This window comes from Pedobacter sp. (assembly GCF_045628745.1).
GTDB lineage: Bacteria > Bacteroidota > Bacteroidia > Sphingobacteriales > Sphingobacteriaceae > Pedobacter.
In genome coordinates this window covers 1-2,923 of sequence record NZ_JAZQPU010000049.1, presented here as the reverse complement: position 1 = coordinate 2,923, position 2,923 = coordinate 1, and the positions used below count along the sequence as shown (strand labels likewise).

General features: G+C 42.8%; 2 protein-coding genes. Both read left to right on the top strand.

Annotation, left to right across the window (positions count from 1 at the left end):
• On the top strand, positions 1-1,560 hold a 1,560-nt coding region (gene ilvD, locus ACR2F7_RS02085), incomplete at its 5' end, for a dihydroxy-acid dehydratase (protein ID WP_432711954.1).
• Between the two features lie 30 nt (positions 1,561-1,590).
• Positions 1,591-2,923 (top strand): thiamine pyrophosphate-binding protein (locus tag ACR2F7_RS02080; RefSeq protein WP_432711953.1); only part of this gene is annotated, 1,333 nt, incomplete at its 3' end.

Below are 2,923 nucleotides of genomic sequence, written 5' to 3'. Positions count from 1 at the left end.
ATGGGTTACGATGGTAACACTTGTAACATGCACCTTAACGGCCTTGCACAAATCGTCAAGGAAGGGGTCTGGAAGAATGGAATGGTCGGCTTAACTTTTGGCACCATCGGTGTTAGCGATGGCATGTCGAACGGAACGGATGGCATGCGTTATTCTTTAGTTTCCAGAGATGTTATTGCAGATTCTATAGAAACAATTTGCGGCGGACAGTATTATGATGCGGTGATTGCCTTACCTGGTTGTGATAAAAATATGCCAGGCTCTATCATGGCCATGGGTCGTTTAGACAGACCTGCTATTATGGTTTATGGAGGTAGCATCCACTCTGGAAAATACCATGGCAAATCTTTAAACATTGTTTCTGCCTTTGAAGCTTTAGGTGAAAAACTTGCAGGCAAGTTATCTGAAGAAGATTATAAAGGAATTATTAAACATACTTGTCCGGGTGCTGGTGCTTGTGGTGGTATGTATACCGCAAATACAATGGCCTCTGCCATTGAGGCTTTAGGCATGAGCTTACCTTACAGCTCTTCATACCCTGCATTGAGTGATAACAAAAAACAAGAATGCCTTGAGGCGGGTAAAGCCATCAAAGTATTGTTAGAGAAAAATATCCTTCCGTCCCAAATCATGACGGAAAAAGCATTCCACAATGCTATTGTTACCGTTACCATTTTAGGTGGTTCTACTAATGCCGTATTGCACCTTATTGCGATGGCTAAATCTGTAGGCCTTACGTTGGAATTAGAAGATTTTCAGCGTATTTCTGATAACACGCCGGTTCTTGCTGATTTAAAACCTAGTGGACAATACTTAATGGAAGATGTTCATGAAATTGGTGGTGTGCCTGCCATCTTAAAATATTTATTAAAAGAAGGTTTGATCTATGGCGATTGCTTAACGGTAACCGGTAAAACGCTTGCTGAAAATGTTGCTGATGCGGTAGATTTAGACTTCGATCAACAGAAAATTATATTCCCTGTTGCTCAACCCTTAAAAGCGACTGGTCACTTGCAAATGTTATACGGCAACATTGCGCAATTGGGTTCGGTAGCAAAAATTAGTGGTAAAGAAGGTGAGCGCTTTGAAGGCCCGGCAAGGGTGTTTGATGGTGAGCAGTCTTTAATTGCTGGTATCCAAAGTGGTAGAGTGCACCAGGGTGATGTTGTGGTGATCAGACATGTAGGCCCTAAAGGCGGACCAGGAATGCCTGAAATGTTAAAACCTACTTCGGCCATTATTGGTGCTGGCTTAGGTAAATCTGTAGCATTGATAACAGATGGACGTTTCTCTGGTGGTACCCACGGTTTCGTTGTAGGTCATATTACGCCAGAAGCTTATGATGGCGGTAACATTGCCCTGATCAAAGATAATGACATTATTACCATTGATGCGGTAAATAATACTTTACACCTTAACATCAGTGACGAAGAGCTTGCTGCCCGCAGAGCGGAGTGGAAACAATTGCCTCCACCCGTCAAGTTTGGCGTGCTGTACAAATATTTGAAACAAGTAAGCAATGCTAGTGAAGGCTGTGTTACTGATGCCTATACTGATTAACAAAAATTAGACAACCTAAAATACACTAAAATGGATATAGCACAAACGGAAGAAACCACCCAAACCGCACCTTTGCAAACAACAAAGGTTACAGGTTCCGTAGCTTTATTAGAGGGATTAATTGCTGAAGGTACAGAAACCATCTTCGGTTATCCGGGGGGAGCAATTATGCCCATTTATGATGCTTTATATGATTATAAAGAAAAATTAAACCATATTTTGGTCAGACATGAGCAAGGTGGTATACACGCTGGTCAGGGTTATGCCCGCAGTTCTGGAAAAGTTGGTGTTGTTTTTGCCACCAGCGGTCCCGGGGCAACCAACTTAGTTACAGGCCTTGCAGATGCCCAGATTGACAGTACCCCATTAGTCTGCATCACCGGACAGGTGTTTGCCAGTTTATTAGGCACTGATGCTTTTCAGGAAACTGATGTCATCAACATCACCACCCCTGTTACCAAATGGAATTACCAGGTTACCGATGCTACAGAAATTCCTGCTGTATTGGCAAAGGCTTTTTATATCGCCAGAACCGGTCGCCCGGGACCAGTGTTAATCGACATCACTAAAAACGCTCAACTACAGGTTTTTGATTATGAAGGTTACACCCCTTGTGATCATATCCGCAGCTATAGACCAAAGCCTAATGTAAGGAAAGAATATATTGCACAGGCAGCAGCTTTAATCAACGGTGCGCAAAAACCGCTGATCTTATTCGGTCAGGGTGTTTTATTAGGCGAGGCTGAACAGGAATTTAAAGCTTTTGTAGAAAAAAGTGGTATCCCTGCAGCGTGGACAATTTTAGGCGCTGGTGCCATTCCAACAGATCATCCTTTAAATGTAGGTATGATTGGCATGCACGGAAATTATGGCCCTAATGTACAAACTAATAGCTGCGATGTGTTAATTGCCATCGGGATGCGCTTTGACGACCGTGTAACCGGCAGATTGGATAAATATGCTAAACAGGCTAAAGTTATCCATTTAGATATTGACCCTGCTGAAATTGACAAAAATGTAAAAGCTGATGTTCCGGTATGGGGCGACTGCAAGGAAACCCTTCCTTTGTTAACGGCATTAGTGGAAGCTGGAAACTATGAGTCATGGTTGCAGGAGTTTAAGGCTTTTGAGAAAATAGAAAAAGAAAGCTTAATTGATCCGGAACTTAACCCACAAACTGGTGAATTAACCATGGGCGAAGTGGTGAATCAATTAAACATCCTGACTAAAGGCGAGGCTATTATTGTTTCTGATGTTGGTCAGCATCAAATGGTGGCTTGTCGTTATGGCAAGTTCAACAATACCCGCAGCAATGTAACCAGTGGTGGTTTAGGCACCATGGGCTTTGGATTGCCTGCAGCCA